Consider the following 17,369-nt stretch of genomic DNA (forward strand, 5'->3'; position numbering starts at 1 on the left):
AAATACCTTTGAAGGCAAAGGTAAACGTGGAGGGGTGTGCGATGTCAAGGCCCGAGGGGCGCGACGCCGCGGAGGGCGGCGACGACGGAGTCGACGACGCCGTGAGGGCCCTGCTGCTGCTCATGCCCCGGATGGTGGGCCGGGCGAAGAAGATCCCGGTGCCCGAGGTGCTGCAGTCCTTGGCGCTGGCGCCGCGCCACCTCTCGCTGCTCGCCTACCTGCTTCTCGACGGGCCGATGACCGTGAACGAACTGGCGGCCCGACTGCAGGTCGCGCCGACGACGGTCAGCCTGCTGGTGGGCGACCTGAGCCGGAAGGGAATCCTGGAACGGCGCGAGGACGAGGCGGACCGGCGTCGTCGGATCATCGGCATCGCGGACGACCAGCAGCCCGCGATCGCCGCCTGGCTCGCCCCGGGCGCGGCCGCGTGGCGCAGGGCGCTGGCCCCCCTGACGCCGGATCAGCGGCACCTGTTCGTCGACACCCTGCTCGCGTACGAAGCCGCGGTCGGCGAGGAACAGGGCTGAGCCGAGCCCGCGGCCCCCTCGTGTTGACCGCTCCCGGCAGGCAGTGCTGGAGTCGGCACGTGGACAGCATCCCCGCCAACCGGCGGCTCTGGAACCGGATCAGTGGCGCCTACCAGCACGAGCACGACCCGCAGATCGGCGCCGCACCCCGGCTGTGGGGCATGTACTCCGTCCCCGACGCGCACCTGCACGCCCTGGGCGACGTCACCGGCAAGCGCGTCCTCGAACTCGGCTGCGGCGCCGGCCAGTGGTCCAGGGCGCTCGCCGCCGAGGGCGCCGCCGTGGTCGGGCTCGACCTGTCCGAAGCCCAACTCGCCGCAGCGGAAAGCGCGATGGGGGCGGCCCGCTACCCGCTGGTGCAGGGCGCCGCCGAACAGCTCCCCTTCGCCGCCGACAGCTTCGACCTGGTGTTCTGCGACTTCGGTGGGCTCAGCTGGGCGCCCCCGCATCTGGCCGTCCCGCAGGCCGCACGCGTCCTGGTCCGAGGCGGGCGCCTGGTCTTCAACGTCGCCAGCCCATGGTTCGAAGCCTGCTACGACGAAGCCGCCGGTCGCGTGACCACGACGCTGCAGCGGGACTACTTCGGGCTGGACACCATCGCCGAGGGCGACGGCGCGACCAGCTATCAGCTCACCTACGGCGACTGGGTCAAGGTCCTGTGCGGCGCGGGTCTCGTCATCGACGACCTCATCGAGCCGAGGCCCGAACCCGGAACACCCAACGGCTACAACGAAACCGACCCACCCGACTGGGCACACCGCTGGCCGGCGGAACTGCTGTGGGTCACCCACAAACCGTGAGCTCGGCCGCGCCGAGGCGTGCAGGCGTCCCCCCAGGCCGTGTACGCCCGGACGGGAGCTAGGGCACGTGCCAGGCGTCGCGGGGCGGGCGGGACTCTCGCAACACGGCCTAGTCCCAGGACCCCCGCGGGGCCGGCAGGCCGGCGATCTCCCTCAGGTCCGCCGCCGTCAGCCGCAGCTCCGCCGCCCGCGCGTTCTCCACCGCCCAGGCCTCCCGCTTCGCCCCGGGGATCGGCACCACGTGCGGGCCCTGCCGCAGCGTCCACGCCAGCGCCACCTGCGCCGGCGTGACCTCCTCGCCGTGCCGCGCGGCCACCCGCCGCAGCCCGGCCACCACGGGCTGGTTCGCGGCCATCATCTCCGCCGTGAAACGCGGATGCCGGGCCCGCGGGTCGTCCGGCTCGAAGCCGCCGCCCGGCGTCAGCGTGCCGGTGAGGAAGCCGTTGCCCAGCGGCATCGCGGCCAGGAACCCGACACCGCGCGCCTCGCACCACGGCAGCAGCCGCCACAGCGCCTCGGGCGACCAGACCGACAGCTCCGCCTCCACCGCGCTCACCGGGAACACCTGCTGGACCCGCTCCAGTTGACGGATCGTTCCTTCGAACCGGTCGGTGCCGCCGCGCCGGGACGCCCGCGCCCCCACCGCGCACAGCCCGAGCGCGCGCACCTTGCCCGCCGAGACCAGGTCGGCCATCGCGCCCCAGGTGTCCTCGACGGGAACCTCCGGATCGGCCCGGTGCAGCTGGTAGAGGTCGATGACGTCCGTCTGGAGGCGCCGCAGCGAGGCGTCACAGGCCCGACGCACGTACGAGGGGCGGCCGTTGGCGACCACGTGCTGGTCGCCGACGAGCAGGCCGCACTTCGTCGACACGAACGCCTCCGCCCGGCGCTCCTTCAGGGCCCGCCCCACCAGGAGTTCGTTGGTGAACGGCCCGTACATGTCCGCGGTGTCGAGCAGGGTCACACCGGCGTCCAGCGCCGCGTGGACCGTCCGCAGCGAGCGGTCGCCCCGCTGCTGCGAGGTGGCGTAGGCCCAACTCATCGGCATGCAGCCCAGGCCGACCGCCCCCACGTCGAGCGCCGCCGCCCCGATAGTCCTGCGCTCCACCCGCTGCTACCCCTCCCTGTGCCGTCCCCCAAAGTAACCAATGGAATGCGGGATCCATCGCATAGCCTCCCGGACATGACACTCGACGACACCACCCCTGACGTGTGGCTTCCATTCGCGGCGGACGAGATCGACGGGCTGCCCGAGGCGGGCGGGTCGGGGCTCTCCTACCGCTTCTGGGACGGCGGGCCCGACTTCCCCGCAGACCCGGCCCGTTGCGCCTTCTACGTGGTCCCCTACATGAAGGGCTCCGAGATCGCCGTCCGGCCGCTCGCCGCGATGACCTCGGTGCGGGCCGTGCAGACCCTGTCCGCCGGGATCGACCACGTGACACCCGGTGTCGAGCTGCTGCCGGCCGGTGTCGAGCTGTGCAACGCACGGGGTGTCCACGAGGCCAGCACCGCCGAGCTCACCCTCGCGCTGATCCTCGCCTCGCTGCGCGGCATCCCGGGGTTCGTGCGCGGACAGGACGCCGAGGAGTGGCGGGCCGGCTTCTACCCGGCCCTCGCCGACAAGTCCGTCCTGATCGTGGGGTACGGGTCGATCGGCGCCGCCATCGAGGACCGGCTCGCGCCGTTCGAGTGCGCGCGGGTGGTGCGCGTCGCGCGCTCCGCCCGCACCACGGAGCGCGGCCCGGTGCACCCGCTGGCCGAGCTGCCCGCGCTGCTGCCGCAGGCCGACGTGGTGGTGCTGTCCACTCCGCTCACGCCCGCGACCAGGCATCTCGCCGACGCCGGCTTCCTGGGCCGGATGAAGGACGGCGCCCTGCTGGTCAACGTGGCCCGCGGACCGGTGGTGGACACGGCCGCCCTGCTCAAGGAGGTGGAGAGCGGCCGGATCACGGCGGCCCTCGACGTCACCGACCCGGAACCGCTGCCGCCCGGCCACCCGCTGTGGCACGCTCCCGGTGTGCTGGTGAGCCCCCATGTCGGCGGTTCCACTTCGGCCTTCATGCCCCGTGCGAAGCGGCTGCTCGCCGCCCAGCTGCGCCGGTTCGCCGCGGGGGAGCCGCTGGCCAACGTGGTCCTCACCACCTGAGCGGGCGCCCCGGCGCCGCGCGCCCCCTGATACGCCCGCCGTGAGCCCTCATTCCGTCACGGAGCGTAGAGGGACCCTGTCCCTGAGTGACGACTCTGGTGTATCGTCCCGAGGGCGGGGGGCTGCGTCGAGTACGGGCTGACGCCGGGGAGCAACGTGAAGGGTCATCAGGTACCGAGGGGGGTGGCGGGTGAAGTGCGGCCGATGGACCGACGATCCGACGCGGCGGGACCGCCGTCGGCGACCCTCGCACGCCCCGCGACCTCGACGGGCGGCGGCCACGCCATTCCGGGCCAGGCCACCCGCTCCGTCGACCCCGACGGGCCCACAGGCGCCGACGGGCCGCCGGGAGAGCGGAGCCCCGACGCCCCGCCGGGAGGCACGATGAGTACCCCGGGCATGCTTCTCGGCCGGCGGGCCCTGGCCGGTGTCGGTGCCGTCGGCTCCCGGGGCGCGGGAGGCGGGCGCGTGCGGTTCCGGGCCGTCGCGGCCGGGGCCGGGTCGCGCCGCCGCGGCGACGCCCCCGCCGTCCGGACCGCCGGCACCGCCCGCACCGCCGCCTCCGGAGTCACGGGTGCCGACGGCACCGACACCGGCCAGGGCCCGCCGGCCGAGAAGCATGCCCGGGGTACTCATCGTGCCTCCCGGCGGGGCGTCGGGGCTCCGCTCTCCCGGCGGCCCGTCGGCGCCTGTGGGCCCGTCGGGGTCGACGGAGCGGGTGGCCTGGCCCGGAATGGGGCCGGGTCGCGCCGCCGCGGCGACGCCCCCGCCGTCCGGACCGCCGGCCCCGCCCGCACCGGGGTCGGCGCGGTCGTGGCCCAGATCGTCCTCGGGCTGGTCTGCGCGGGTTACGCCACCGGAGCCGCCCTCGGTTGGGGCTCCGTGGAACTGGCCATGTTCATGGGCGACTTCGGACTCAGCGTCGCCGCGCTCGCCGCCTGCGTCTCCTGCTTCCTCTACGCCCGGGTGCGCGAGAACCGCTTCCGCCCCGCCTGGCTGCTCTTCGCCTTCTCCTCCGGGATGGCCGCCGTCGGCAACGCCGTCTGGGGCTGGTACGAGGTCGTGCTCCGCCAGGAGGTGCCCAGCCCGTCCTTCGCCGACCTGTTCTTCCTCCTCTTCGCGCCGCCCGCGATCGTCGGCCTGCTCGTCCTCGCCAAGAAGCCCGTCACCCGGGCCGGCTGGGTCTGCCTCGCCCTCGACGCCTGGCTCATCGGCGGCTCCCTGCTGACGCTCTCCTGGAGCCTCGCCCTCGCGCACACCACGCACTTCGAGGGGGAGAGCGTCGCCCGCGCCGCCCTCTCCCTGGCCTATCCGCTGCTCGACATCGTGCTCGTCAGCATGGTCCTGGCCCTGCACTTCCGCCGCTCCCAGGTGAACCGCTCGGCGACCAACACCGCCATCGCCGCACTCGCCCTCACGGTGCTCTGCGACGCGCTGTTCACGTCACCGCTGCTCCGCGAGAACTACTCCTCGGGCCAGCTCCTCGACGCCGGCTGGTTCGCCGGCTCCCTGCTCCTCGCCTACGCGCCCTGGGGCGCGCGCCGCGGCCCCGACACCACGGCCCCCGCCGCGCGCGCCCAGCGGCTGCCCAGCCGGCCCGTCGCCGGATCCCTCGCCGCCCTCACCCCGTACCTGGCCGCCGCCGTCTGCACGCTCGGCATCCTGTACAACGTCGTCGAGGGACGGCGGGTGGACCGCGTGGTCGTCTTCACCGGCTGCACGGTCGTGCTCGCCCTCGTCGTGCGGCAGGGCATCATGCTGCTGGACAACATCGCCCTCACCCACGAACTGGCTCAGAAGGAGAACCACTTCAGGTCCCTCGTGCAGGGCTCCAGCGACGTCATCATGATCGCCGCGCCCACCGGGGTGCTCCGCTATGTCAGCCCCGCCGCGTCCGGGGTCTACGGACGCGACGCCGAGGACCTGATCGGCGAGGAGCTGGCCTCCCTCATCCACCCCGAGGACCTCGGCGGCGTGGTCCACGAGGTGCGCCGCTTCCTTGCCGTGCCCCCCGCGGAGGAACCCACCACCCGGATCGAATGCCGCTTCCGCTCGGGCCGCGGCGACTGGCTCAACGTGGAGTCCACCGTCAACCGCCACCAGGGCGGGCTGCTCTTCAACAGCCGGGACGTCACCGAACGTGTCCGGCTCCAGGCCCAGCTCCAGCACAACGCCGAGCACGATCCGCTCACCGACCTGCCCAACCGCGCCCTGTTCACCCAGCGGGTCAGGGGCGCGCTCGCCGGACGGCGCTCCTCCGACCCCGGTACCGCCGTGCTCTTCATCGACCTCGACGGCTTCAAGGCGGTCAACGACCGGCTCGGCCACCAGGCGGGCGACGAGCTCCTCGTCCAGGCTGCGCGCCGACTCCAGGACTCCGTGCGCGCCGGGGACACCGCCGCCCGACTCGGCGGCGACGAGTTCGCCGCCCTCATCCTGGGCGACGGCGGCCGGGACCGGGCCGCCCGCGAGAGCCAGGTCCAGGAGATCGCCGACCGGCTGCGCCTCACGCTCTCGCAGCCGTACCGACTCGACGGCGCGCGCGAGGTGCGGGTCGCGGCCTCCATCGGAGTCGCCTTCGCCGAGCCCGGGATCAGCGCCGGGGACCTGCTGCGCAACGCCGACCTCGCCATGTACCGCGCCAAGGCCGGCGGCAAGGACCGCGTCGAGCTCTACGCCCCGCAGATGCAGGCCGACGTCGTCCGTCGGACCGAACTCGCGGCCCGGCTGCGCACCGCCCTGCACGACGGCGAGTTCGCCCTCCTCCACCAGCCGGTGGTGGACCTGTCCACCGGCCGGATCACCGCCGTCGCCGCCCAGGCCCGCTGGCGCTCCGCCCAGGGCATCCTCTTCACCCCGGCCGAGTTCCTGCGGGTCGCCGACGCGGCGAGCATCAGGGAGGGCGAACGCACCGCCGAGCTCGGCCGCTGGATCCTGGAGGAGGCCGTCGAGCAGGCCGCCGAACGGGCCGGCCTCGGCCACTTCACCCCGGTCTCGATCCGGCTCTCCGCGCGACGGCTGCTGGACCGCTCGCTCCCGCTGGACTCCGTCGAGGCCCTGCTGACCCGGCACGGGCTGCCGTCCGGGTCCCTGATGATCGAGCTCGCGGACAACGACCCGCGAACCTCCTTCGACGAGCTGGAGCAGCGCCTGGTGGCCCTGCGCCGGCTGGGTGTCAGGATCGCCCTGGACGGCTTCGGCAGCGGCTACGCGGCCATCAACGCCCTGCGGCGCCTCCCCGTGGACGTCCTGAAGCTGGACCGGAGCCTCGTCGAGGGTGTCGTCGAGTCCGCCCGGCTGCGCAAGATCACCAGCGGACTGCTCCGGATCGCCGGCGACCTCGGGCTGCAGTCCGTCGCCGACGGCGTGGACGTGCCCGAGCAGGTACTGGCCCTGCGCACCATGGGCTGCACCCACGGCCAGGGCATGGCCTTCTCGGGCCCGCTGGACGAGTACCGGCTCCGCCGCGCGCTCGTCCGGGACGAGTACCCGCTTCCCGGCGCATCCGCGTTGCCGGTGCTCAGCGGGGGTGCGGGCGGACCCGTGGCGACCGCCGCGACGGCCGGAAACCATCCCTCGATCCGCTCAAATAATGAGACGCCTGTCCCACCCACTTGACACTGGTAGTGCGTCGGGGAGAGGGTCAGTGCCATGCGCACCCGAATTCTCGTACTTGGAAAGCGCGTCGGCTGAAGCAGGGCCATCAAGGCCCCGCTGAGAAAGCTCCCGACGCGCTCCCCTCGCTTGCCTCCCGGCACGAGGGGTTTTTTGTTGCACCGGCTCACCCCAAACCCTCGCAAAAACCCTCTGCTTCGAGAAGAGAATGCTGATGACCGAGCAGGCCACCGGGCACCATCCGCAGCCGCGGGCCCGTAACGGCGGACCGACCGCCACCACTGTCGAGCACGTCACGGGTGCGCAGTCCCTCATCCGTTCTCTCGAGGAAGTGGGGGCCGACACCGTCTTCGGTATTCCGGGCGGCGCCATCCTCCCCGCGTACGACCCGATGATGGACTCCACGCGGGTCCGCCACATCCTGGTCCGCCACGAGCAGGGCGCGGGCCACGCCGCGACCGGCTACGCGCAGGCCACCGGCAAGGTCGGCGTCTGCATGGCCACCTCGGGCCCCGGCGCGACCAACCTGGTCACCCCGATCGCCGACGCGCACATGGACTCCGTCCCGCTGGTCGCGATCACCGGCCAGGTCGCCTCCAAGGCCATCGGCACGGACGCCTTCCAGGAGGCGGACATCTGCGGCATCACGATGCCGATCACCAAGCACAACTTCCTGGTCACCAAGGCCGAGGACATCCCGCGGACGATCGCCGAGGCGTTCCACATCGCGTCCACCGGCCGCCCGGGCCCGGTCCTCGTCGACATCGCCAAGGACGCCCTGCAGGCGAAGACCACCTTCAGTTGGCCGCCGCAGACCGACCTGCCCGGCTACCGCCCGGTGACCAAGCCGCACGCCAAGCAGATCCGCGAGGCCGCGAAGCTGATCACCGCCGCCCGCCGGCCCGTCCTGTACGTCGGCGGCGGCGTCCTGAAGGCCGGTGCCACCGCCGAGCTGAAGGTCCTCGCCGAGCTCACCGGCGCCCCCGTCACCACCACCCTGATGGCACTGGGCGCGTTCCCCGACAGCCACCCGCTGCACGTGGGAATGCCGGGCATGCACGGTGCGGTCACCGCCGTCACCGCGCTGCAGAAGGCCGACCTGATCGTCGCCCTCGGAGCCCGCTTCGACGACCGCGTCACCGGCAAGCTGGACAGCTTCGCCCCGTTCGCCAAGATCGTCCACGCCGACATCGACCCGGCCGAGATCGGCAAGAACCGCGCGGCCGACGTCCCGATCGTCGGTGACGCCCGCGAGGTCATCGCCGACCTGGTCCAGGCCGTCCAGGCCGAGTACAGCGACGGCGTCAAGGGCGACTACACCGCCTGGTGGAGCGACCTGAACCGCTGGCGCGAGACCTACCCGCTCGGCTACGACCTGCCGGAGGACGGCAGCCTCTCGCCGCAGCAGGTCATCCAGCGCATCGGCGAACTCGCCCCCGCCGACACCATCTACGCCGCCGGCGTCGGCCAGCACCAGATGTGGGCCGCGCACTTCATCAACTACGAACGGCCGGCCACCTGGCTGAACTCGGGCGGCGCCGGGACGATGGGCTACGCCGTCCCCGCCGCCATGGGCGCCAAGGCCGGCCAGCCGGACCGCCCGGTGTGGGCGATCGACGGCGACGGCTGCTTCCAGATGACCAATCAGGAACTGGTCACCTGCGCCCTGAACAACATCCCGATCAAGGTCGCCATCATCAACAACGGCGCCCTCGGGATGGTCCGCCAGTGGCAGACCCTCTTCTACAACCAGCGCTATTCCAACACCGTGCTGCACTCCGGCCCGGACGCGACCGGCCTGGAGCCCTCCAAGGGCACCCGCATCCCGGACTTCGTCAAGCTGTCCGAGGCCATGGGCTGTGTCGCGCTGCGCTGCGAGTCCCCGGCCGACCTGGACAAGGTCATCGCCGAGGCCAACGCCATCAACGACCGCCCGGTCGTCGTCGACTTCATCGTCCACGAGGACGCCCAGGTGTGGCCGATGGTCGCCGCCGGCACCTCCAACGACGAGGTCATGGCCGCCCGGGGCGTCCGCCCCGACTTCGGCGACAACGAAGACGACTGAGACGAAGAGCCGTAGGAAGAGGTACGACGCACATGACTAGGCACACGCTCTCCGTCCTGGTGGAGAACACCCCCGGCATCCTGGCCAGGATCGCCGCCCTGTTCTCCCGCCGCGGCTTCAACATCGACTCGCTCGCCGTCGGTGTCACCGAGCATCCCGACATCTCCCGCATCACCATCGTGGTCAATGTCGAGGACCTGCCCCTGGAGCAGGTGACCAAGCAGCTCAACAAGCTGGTCAACGTCCTGAAGATCGTCGAACTCGAGCCCAGCGCTGCGATCCAGCGCGAGCTCGTGCTGGTGAAGGTCCGCGCCGACAACGAGACCCGGTCCCAGATCGTCGAGATCGTCCAGCTGTTCCGCGCCAAGACCGTGGACGTCTCGCCCGAGGCGGTCACCATCGAGGCCACCGGTTCGAGTGACAAGCTCGAGGCGATGCTCAAGATGCTGGAGCAGTTCGGCATCAAGGAGCTCGTGCAGTCCGGCACGATCGCCATAGGGCGTGGTTCCCGGTCCATCACGGACCGGTCCCTGCGGGCCCTCGACCGCAGCGCCTGACCGACCCCCGGCCGCCGGGCGGTCCTCGCCGGCCCATCCGGCGGTCCGCCTGGCGAGACCCGAAGACTTCCCTCCCGCTCCCCGCCGTACGGTGGGACGCAACACCAGCACATCAAGGAGATTCCAGTGGCCGAGCTGTTCTACGACGACGACGCCGACCTGTCCATCATCCAGGGCCGCAAGGTCGCGGTGATCGGTTACGGCAGCCAGGGCCACGCCCACGCGCTGTCCCTCCGTGACTCCGGTGTCGACGTCCGCGTCGGTCTGCAGGAGGGCTCGAAGTCCAAGGCCAAGGCCGAGGAGCAGGGCCTGCGCGTCGTCTCCGTCGCCGAGGCCGCGGCCGAGGCCGACCTCATCATGATCCTGACCCCGGACCCGATCCAGGCCCAGGTCTACGAGGAGTCCATCAAGGACAACCTGAAGGAGGGCGACGCGCTCTTCTTCGGCCACGGCCTCAACGTCCGCTACGGCTTCATCAAGCTGCCCGAGGGCGTCGACGTCGCCCTGGTCGCCCCGAAGGGCCCCGGCCACCTCGTCCGCCGCCAGTACGAGGAGGGCCGCGGCGTCCCGTGCATCGCCGCCGTCGAGCAGGACGCGACCGGCAACGCCTTCGCGCTGGCGCTCTCGTACGCCAAGGGCATCGGCGGCACCCGCGCCGGCGTCATCAAGACGACCTTCACCGAGGAGACCGAGACCGACCTGTTCGGTGAGCAGGCCGTCCTCTGCGGTGGCACCGCGGCGCTGGTCAAGGCGGGCTTCGAGACCCTGACCGAGGCCGGCTACCAGCCGGAGATCGCCTACTTCGAGTGCCTGCACGAGCTGAAGCTCATCGTCGACCTCATGTACGAGGGCGGCCTGGAGAAGATGCGCTGGTCGGTCTCCGAGACCGCCGAGTGGGGCGACTACGTCACCGGCCCGCGGATCATCACGGACGCCACCAAGGCCGAGATGAAGAAGGTCCTCGCGGAGATCCAGGACGGCACCTTCGCCAAGGAGTGGATGGCCGAGTACCACGGGGGTCTGAAGAAGTACAACGAGTACAAGACCCAGGACGCCAACCACCTCCTGGAGACCACCGGCAAGGAGCTGCGCAAGCTCATGAGCTGGGTGAACGACGAGGAGGCGTAAGCCTCCCGGGAGTCCCCCCACGCCCCCTGGGGGCGTGGGGGGAACGGGGCCGCGACACAGTGTCCGGCCCCGCTCCCGATCGTTGGACAGGCCGTCCAACCACGGACGAGTGATCCTGCCAACGAGGCGCATGAACAGCGCCGCCTCACCACTACACTGCTCAACAACACTCGCGTCAGGCCCACAGCGTCGTGCGCTTTCACGCGGCAAGCCCCTCCACCGCCTGCGGCCGTCGGGACGGCCGTCCGCACTGGATCTGTGAGGACTCACGTGAGCTCGAAACCTGTCGTACTCATCGCTGAAGAGCTGTCGCCCGCCACCGTCGACGCGCTGGGCCCGGACTTCGAGATCCGGCACTGCAACGGCGCGGACCGCGCCGAGCTGCTCCCCGCCATCGCCGACGTGGACGCCATCCTGGTGCGCTCCGCGACCAAGGTCGACGCGGAGGCCATCGCCGCCGCCAAGAAGCTGCGTGTCGTCGCCCGCGCCGGCGTCGGTCTGGACAACGTCGACGTCTCCGCCGCCACCAAGGCCGGCGTGATGGTCGTGAACGCCCCGACCTCCAACATCGTCACCGCCGCCGAGCTGGCCTGCGGCCTCCTCGTCGCCACCGCCCGCAACATCCCGCAGGCCAACACCGCCCTGAAGAACGGCGAGTGGCAGCGGTCGAAGTACACGGGCGTCGAGCTCAGCGAGAAGACCCTCGGTGTCGTCGGCCTCGGCCGCATCGGCGTCCTGGTCGCGCAGCGCATGTCCGCCTTCGGCATGAAGATCGTCGCGTACGACCCCTACGTCCAGCCGGCCCGCGCCGCCCAGATGGGGGTGAAGCTGCTGGCCCTGGACGAGCTCCTGGAGGTCGCCGACTTCATCACCGTCCACCTGCCGAAGACCCCGGAGACCCTCGGTCTCATCGGCGACGAGGCCCTGCACAAGGTCAAGCCGAGCGTCCGGATCGTCAACGCCGCGCGCGGCGGGATCGTCGACGAGGCGGCGCTGTACACGGCGCTCAAGGAGGGCCGGGTCGCCGGCGCCGGCCTCGACGTGTACGCGAAGGAGCCCTGCACCGACTCCCCGCTCTTCGAGCTGGACCAGGTCGTCTGCACCCCGCACCTCGGCGCGTCCACCGACGAGGCCCAGGAGAAGGCCGGTATCGCGGTGGCCCGTTCGGTGCGCCTCGCGCTCGCCGGCGAGCTCGTCCCCGACGCGGTCAACGTCCAGGGCGGCGTCATCGCCGAGGACGTGAAGCCGGGTCTGCCGCTCGCCGAGAAGCTGGGCCGGATCTTCACCGCGCTCGCGGGCGAGGTCGCGGCGCGGCTCGACGTCGAGGTGTACGGCGAGATCACCCAGCACGACGTCAAGGTGCTCGAACTCTCCGCGCTCAAGGGCGTGTTCGAGGACGTGGTCGACGAGACCGTGTCGTACGTCAACGCCCCGCTGTTCGCGCAGGAGCGCGGCGTCGAGGTCCGGCTGACCACGTCGAGCGAGTCGCCCGACCACCGCAACGTGGTCACCGTGCGCGGCACCCTGGCGAGCGGCGAGGAGGTCGCGGTCTCCGGCACGCTGGCCGGCCCCAAGCACCTGCAGAAGATCGTCGCGGTCGGTGACTACGACGTGGACCTGGCGCTCGCCGACCACATGGTGGTGCTGCGCTACGAGGACCGCCCGGGTGTCGTCGGCACCGTCGGCCGGATCCTCGGCGAGGCCGGTCTGAACATCGCCGGCATGCAGGTCTCGCGGACCGAGGAGGGCGGCGAGGCGCTCGTCGTGCTCACCGTGGACGACACCGTCCCCGCGACGGTGCTGACCGAGATCTCGGCGGCCATCGGCGCGAACTCGGCCCGCTCGGTCAACCTGATCTGAGCCACTCCGTCCCCGTGACGGCACCCGTACCCGGGTCATAGACGATCGTCTTACACGGACGTCTAAGATCCGGGTACAGTGCTGTCATGGGACACCGCGAAGATCTGCTCGACGGCGCCAAGCGCTGCCTCCTGGAGAAGGGCTACGCCCGTACGACGGCCCGCGACATCGTCGCCGCCTCGGGCACCAACCTGGCCTCCATCGGCTACCACTACGGCTCCAAGGACGCCCTGCTCCAGCAGGCCTTCCTCGCGCTGACCGAGGAGTGGGGCAACCGGATCGGCCCGGCGGACGGCGAGCGGGAGGACCGCGAGGAGCCGTCGGCCGACCCGTACGAGCGCTTCCACGCCGTCTGGGACCAGGTCATCGCGGCGGCCGCGGCCAGCCGCCCGGTCTGGAAGCTGCAGACCGAGATCGTCACCCGCCTGGACGACGACGAGAAGCTCCGCGAGGCGATCAAGGAGCCTCAGCGGGAAGGCCGTCTCGGGATGGCGGAGGCGTTCCTGGGCCTGGACCCGGAGGCGGACCCGGAGAAGGCCCGGGTCGCCGGACTGCTCTGCCAGGCGCTCGCCACCGGCGTGATGATCCAGTGGGTGGTGGACCCCGAGACCGCCCCGACGGCGGACGACCTGACCGAGGGGCTCAGGATCATGATGGGCGAGCGGGACTGACGGCCAGGGCCCCGGCCCGACCGACGAGCACCGCTCACAGCCGGGCCGCCTTGAGGGACATGTGCAGCAGCAGCCGGTCCTCGCCGTCGTCCAGGTCCAGCCCGGTGAGCTGCTCCACCCGGGAGAGCCGGTAGTAGAGGGTCTGCCGGTGCACTCCGAGCGCCGCCGCCGTGCGGCCCGCCTGGCCGGCGTTGTCGAGGAACACCTCCGCGGTGCGGGCCAGTTCGGCGTGGGCGGGGGCGAGCAGCGGTGCGACGACGGGATCCGCCTCGGGGTGGGGGAGCGCCGCGAGCAGCCGGTACGGGCCGATCCCCGCCCACCGCGCGACCGGGCCGAGCGAGGGCTGCGCCGTGACCGCGCGGGCCGCCGTGACGGCCTCGTGCCAGGCCGCCGGCAGCCCCACGAGCCCCCGCAGCGGCGTCGCGATGCCGGCCGGTGCGGCGCCGCGCAGCCGGTCCGCCGCGGCCTCGGCGGGGGAGAGGTCCTCGGCCGTGCGCAGCCGGACCAGGACCGCGAGGGAGCCGCCCTCCGGCAGCGTGGCGACCGCCGCGGCCCCCGGCACCGCCCGGACCGACGGGGCCTCGCCCTGCCAGGGGGCCACGCAGACGACGGTGTGCAGGCCGTCCGCGCTGGGCCCGAGGGCCGCCCGCAGGGCCGCGACGGCCATGTCGCTCTGCCAGCCGCGCCCGGCGGTCAGGACCGCGGCGAACTCGCGCGAGAGGTCCGTGCCCGCACGCTCCTCGTCCGCGAGGAGTCCGCCGATCCGGGTGGCGACCTCCATCGCCGCCGTGAGCTGGGCGGGCGTCGGGCCGGGTTCGGCGTCGAGGAGCCAGACGTAGCCGAGGACGACGCCCCGATGGCGCACCGGGAGGCAGATCCGGTCCCGGTAGACGCCCGCGTCGGGTGCCGCCGGGATGCGCACCGGGCCCGTCGCCCGGGTGATGCCGAAGCCCTCGAACCAGGCGCGGACCGCCGGGGTCGACTTCCTGGTCAGGATCGAGCGCGTGCGGACCGGGTCCATCGCGGTGTCGTCGTCGCTGTCGTGGGCGCCGAAGGCGATCAGTCCGAAATCCCGGTTCTCCAGCGTGGCCGGCGCGCCGAGCAGCCCGGAGATCTCGTCCACCAGCTCCTGGTAATCGCCCTTCACGCGGATATTCTCCCACTCCGCGCCTCCGCCTTCATACAAATGTCTGAGATGCCGTCCGCGGATGCGTGACAGCTGTCGATGGCACAGGATCGGAGCGATCCTTAGGTTTCACGGTGGTTCTCCGTGCTGTTCCCGATTCGTTCCGTGCGTTCGGGTATCAGCCTCTTTCGACACCCTGCCCTTCTGGAGGTGCCCCGTGCTGGGTCCCGTGATCCTCGCCGCGTCGCGCAGCGACAAGATGCGCCGTTTCGTGTCGGCCGCCCCCGGGACCAAGCAGGTCGTCGACCGCTTCATCGCCGGCGAGACGGTCGACCACGTCATCCCGATCGTCGAGGAGATCACGGGCCGCGGCCTGGAGGTCACCCTGGACGTCGTCGGTGAGGACATCACCACCGTCGAGCAGTCCCACGCCGCCCGCGACGCCTACCTGGAGCTCGTCGGCCGACTCAAGGAGCTGGGCCTCGGCGAGCGCGCCGAGATGTCGGTGAAGCTCTCGATGTTCGGCCAGGCGCTGGAGGGCGGCCACGAGCTCGCTCTCGCCAACGTCCGCCCGGTCGTCGAGGCCGCCGCCGCGATCGGCACCACGGTCACCCTGGACGCCGAGGACCACACCACCCTCGACTCGATGTTCGCCATCCACCAGGAGCTGCGGAAGGACTTCCCGCAGACCGGCTGCGTCATCCAGGCCTACCTCTTCCGCACCGAGGAGGACGCCCGCCGCCTCGCCGCCGACGGCTCGCGGGTCCGCATCGTCAAGGGCGCCTACAAGGAGCCCGCCTCCGTCGCCCTCCAGGACAAGTCGGAGATCGACAAGGCCTACGTCCGGATCATGAAGATCCTGATGGAGGGCGAGGGCTACCCGATGATCGGCTCGCACGACCCGCGCCTGATCTCCATCGGCCAGGAGCTGGCCCGCCGCGCCGGGCGCAAGCTGGACGAGTACGAGTTCCAGATGCTCTACGGCATCCGCAGCGAGGAGCAGAACCGTCTCGCCGCCGAGGGCCACCGGATGCGCGTCTACACGGCCTACGGCACCGACTGGTACGGCTACTTCATGCGCCGCCTCGCGGAGAAGCCGGCCAACCTGCTCTTCTTCGCCCGCTCCATCCTCACCAAGGGCTGAGCCCACCTCTCACAAGGAGTAACGAGACTCATGGACGCTGTCACCCAGGTCCCCGCTCCGGTCAACGAGCCGGTGCACAGCTACGCCCCCGGTTCCCCCGAGCGCGCCCGTCTGGAGACGAAGCTCAAGGAGCTGGCCGAGAACCCGCGCGACCTGCCGATGACCATCGGCGGCGTCAAGCGCATGGGCGGCGGCGAGCGCGTCGACGTCGTGCAGCCGCACAACCACAAGGCCGTCATCGGCACCTTCGCCGGCGCCACCGAGCAGGACGCCCAGGAGGCCATCGACGCCGCCCTGGCCGCCGCCCCGGCCTGGCGCGCGATGTCCTTCGACGACCGCGCCGCGATCATCCTGCGCGCCGCCGAGCTGCTCGCCGGCCCCTGGCGCGAGACGCTGGCCGCCTCCACCATGCTGGGCCAGTCCAAGACCGTCCAGCAGGCCGAGATCGACACCCCGTGCGAGCTCGTCGACTTCTGGCGCTTCAACGTGGCCTACGCCCGCCAGATCCTGGCCGAGCAGCCGCCGGCGAACTCCCCGGGCGTGTGGAACCGACTGGACCACCGCCCGCTGGAGGGCTTCGTCTACGCGATCACGCCGTTCAACTTCACGGCCATCGCGGGCAACCTGCCCACCGCCCCCGCCCTCATGGGCAACGTGGTGATCTGGAAGCCGTCCCCGACCCAGACCCACTCCGCGGTGCTCCTCATGGAGCTCCTGGAGGAGGCCGGTCTGCCCAAGGGCGTCATCAACCTGGTCACCGGTGACGGCATCGCCGTCTCCGAGGTCGCCCTGAACCACCCCGACCTCGCCGGCATCCACTTCACCGGCTCGACCAAGACCTTCCAGCACCTGTGGAAGACGGTCGGCAACAACATCGAGAAGTACCGCTCCTACCCGCGCATCGTCGGCGAGACGGGCGGCAAGGACTTCGTCGTCGCGCACCCCAGCGCCGACCGCGCGATCCTGAAGACCGCGCTGACCCGCGGCTCCTTCGAGTTCCAGGGCCAGAAGTGCTCGGCGTCCTCGCGTGCGTACGTCCCGGCCTCCATCTGGAACGACGGCTTCAAGGAGGAGTTCGCGGCCGAGGTCGACGGCATCAAGATGGGTGACGTCACCGACCTGTCGAACTTCATCGGCGCCGTGATCGACGAGCGCTCGTTCGCCAAGAACAAGGCCGCGATCGACCGCGCGAAGGCCGACGAGACCTGCACGATCGTGGCCGGCGGCACCTACGACGACGCGGAGGGCTACTTCGTCCGTCCGACCGTCATCGAGTGCTCCGACCCGGAGAACGAGGTCTTCACGACCGAGTACTTCGGCCCGATCCTCGCGATCCACGTCTACGACGACAGCTCCGCCGACGCGTACGACGCCATGCTGACCCAGATGGAGTCCGTCTCGGACTACGCCCTGACGGGCTCGGTCATCTCGGGCGACCGCGCCGCGACCGCGCACACGATGGAGAAGCTCCGCTTCGCCGCGGGCAACTTCTACATCAACGACAAGTCGACCGGCGCCGTCGTCGGCCAGCAGCCGTTCGGCGGAGGCCGCGCCTCCGGCACGAACGACAAGGCCGGCGCCCCGCAGAACCTGATGCGCTGGACGCTGACCCGCGCCATCAAGGAGACGCTGGTCCCGCCGACCGAGTACGGCTACCCCCACATGGGCTGACGCCCCCCCGGGCCTCCGCGCGGAGGCCCGGGGGGGCGTCAGCCCATGTGGGGGTAGCC

13 protein-coding genes are annotated in these 17,369 nt (G+C 71.6%); 11 read left to right on the forward strand and 2 right to left on the reverse strand.

Annotated elements, in window-relative coordinates:
• Positions 1-41 precede the first annotated feature (41 nt).
• A complete protein-coding gene (locus EAO71_RS23415; protein WP_147979796.1) occupies positions 42-527 on the forward strand; it encodes a MarR family transcriptional regulator in 486 nt (161 codons plus the stop codon).
• 59 nt (positions 528-586) lie between these two features.
• Entirely contained in the window at positions 587-1,327 is a 741-nt protein-coding gene (locus EAO71_RS23420; protein WP_147979797.1) for a class I SAM-dependent methyltransferase, read from the forward strand.
• Positions 1,328-1,436: 109 nt separating this feature from the next.
• Here EAO71_RS23420 and EAO71_RS23425 read toward each other — a convergent pair whose 3' ends face one another.
• Positions 1,437-2,435 (reverse strand): aldo/keto reductase, encoded by a 999-nt coding sequence (locus EAO71_RS23425; protein ID WP_147979798.1) that lies wholly within the window; start codon positions 2,433-2,435, stop codon positions 1,437-1,439.
• Positions 2,436-2,510: 75 nt separating this feature from the next.
• Here EAO71_RS23425 and EAO71_RS23430 point away from each other — a divergent pair, with 75 nt between their 5' ends.
• The 7 genes from EAO71_RS23430 (at position 2,511) to EAO71_RS23465 (ending at position 13,369) form a co-directional block, all read left to right on the forward strand.
• Complete coding sequence (locus tag EAO71_RS23430; RefSeq protein ID WP_147979799.1) at positions 2,511-3,473, forward strand: 2-hydroxyacid dehydrogenase; 963 nt, start codon at positions 2,511-2,513, stop codon at positions 3,471-3,473.
• 384 nt (positions 3,474-3,857) lie between these two features.
• Positions 3,858-7,091: an EAL domain-containing protein gene (locus EAO71_RS23435; RefSeq protein ID WP_261992306.1), complete on the forward strand. Its 3,234-nt coding sequence runs from the start codon at positions 3,858-3,860 to the stop codon at positions 7,089-7,091.
• A 205-nt stretch (positions 7,092-7,296) separates the two neighbouring features.
• Positions 7,297-9,153: an acetolactate synthase large subunit gene (locus EAO71_RS23445; protein ID WP_147979801.1), complete on the forward strand. Its 1,857-nt coding sequence runs from the start codon at positions 7,297-7,299 to the stop codon at positions 9,151-9,153.
• Between the two features lie 32 nt (positions 9,154-9,185).
• Positions 9,186-9,710 (forward strand): acetolactate synthase small subunit, encoded by a 525-nt coding sequence (gene ilvN / locus EAO71_RS23450; protein ID WP_147979802.1) that lies wholly within the window; start codon positions 9,186-9,188, stop codon positions 9,708-9,710.
• Between the two features lie 126 nt (positions 9,711-9,836).
• A complete protein-coding gene (gene ilvC, locus EAO71_RS23455) occupies positions 9,837-10,838 on the forward strand; it encodes a ketol-acid reductoisomerase (RefSeq protein ID WP_147979803.1) in 1,002 nt (333 codons plus the stop codon).
• Positions 10,839-11,108: 270 nt separating this feature from the next.
• A complete protein-coding gene (gene serA, locus EAO71_RS23460; protein WP_147979804.1) occupies positions 11,109-12,698 on the forward strand; it encodes a phosphoglycerate dehydrogenase in 1,590 nt (529 codons plus the stop codon).
• An 86-nt stretch (positions 12,699-12,784) separates the two neighbouring features.
• Positions 12,785-13,369 carry a TetR/AcrR family transcriptional regulator gene (locus EAO71_RS23465; protein ID WP_147979805.1) on the forward strand — a complete coding sequence of 195 codons (585 nt, stop codon included), beginning with the start codon at positions 12,785-12,787 and terminating at the stop codon, positions 13,367-13,369.
• 34 nt (positions 13,370-13,403) lie between these two features.
• Here the strand turns inward: EAO71_RS23465 and EAO71_RS23470 are convergent, their stop codons facing one another.
• Positions 13,404-14,516, reverse strand: coding sequence for a PucR family transcriptional regulator (locus tag EAO71_RS23470; protein WP_147979806.1), 1,113 nt, complete (start codon positions 14,514-14,516; stop codon positions 13,404-13,406).
• Between the two features lie 196 nt (positions 14,517-14,712).
• Between EAO71_RS23470 and EAO71_RS23475 the strand changes: the two genes are divergently transcribed.
• Together EAO71_RS23475 and pruA are read left to right on the forward strand one after the other, a co-directional pair.
• The gene (locus EAO71_RS23475; RefSeq protein WP_147979807.1) at positions 14,713-15,639 is read left to right on the forward strand and encodes a proline dehydrogenase family protein; all 927 of its coding nucleotides are present in this window, start codon (positions 14,713-14,715) and stop codon (positions 15,637-15,639) included.
• Between the two features lie 30 nt (positions 15,640-15,669).
• The gene (gene pruA, locus EAO71_RS23480) at positions 15,670-17,310 is read left to right on the forward strand and encodes an L-glutamate gamma-semialdehyde dehydrogenase (protein ID WP_147979808.1); all 1,641 of its coding nucleotides are present in this window, start codon (positions 15,670-15,672) and stop codon (positions 17,308-17,310) included.
• Positions 17,311-17,369 lie beyond the last annotated feature (59 nt).

The organism is Streptomyces sp. MS191, from assembly GCF_008042125.1.
Lineage (GTDB): Bacteria > Actinomycetota > Actinomycetes > Streptomycetales > Streptomycetaceae > Streptomyces.

Bases quoted from the DNA above. Each gene is read 5' to 3' on its own strand.
- ilvN (WP_147979802.1), top strand. From the start codon at position 9,186: ATGACTAGGCACACGCTCTCCGTCCTGGTGGAGAACACCCCCGGCATC.
- EAO71_RS23415 (WP_147979796.1), top strand. From the start codon at position 42: ATGTCAAGGCCCGAGGGGCGCGACGCCGCGGAGGGCGGCGACGACGGA.
- EAO71_RS23465 (WP_147979805.1), top strand. From the start codon at position 12,785: ATGGGACACCGCGAAGATCTGCTCGACGGCGCCAAGCGCTGCCTCCTG.
- pruA (WP_147979808.1), top strand. From the start codon at position 15,670: ATGGACGCTGTCACCCAGGTCCCCGCTCCGGTCAACGAGCCGGTGCAC.
- EAO71_RS23435 (WP_261992306.1), top strand. From the start codon at position 3,858: ATGAGTACCCCGGGCATGCTTCTCGGCCGGCGGGCCCTGGCCGGTGTC.
- EAO71_RS23430 (WP_147979799.1), top strand. From the start codon at position 2,511: ATGACACTCGACGACACCACCCCTGACGTGTGGCTTCCATTCGCGGCG.
- EAO71_RS23445 (WP_147979801.1), top strand. From the start codon at position 7,297: ATGCTGATGACCGAGCAGGCCACCGGGCACCATCCGCAGCCGCGGGCC.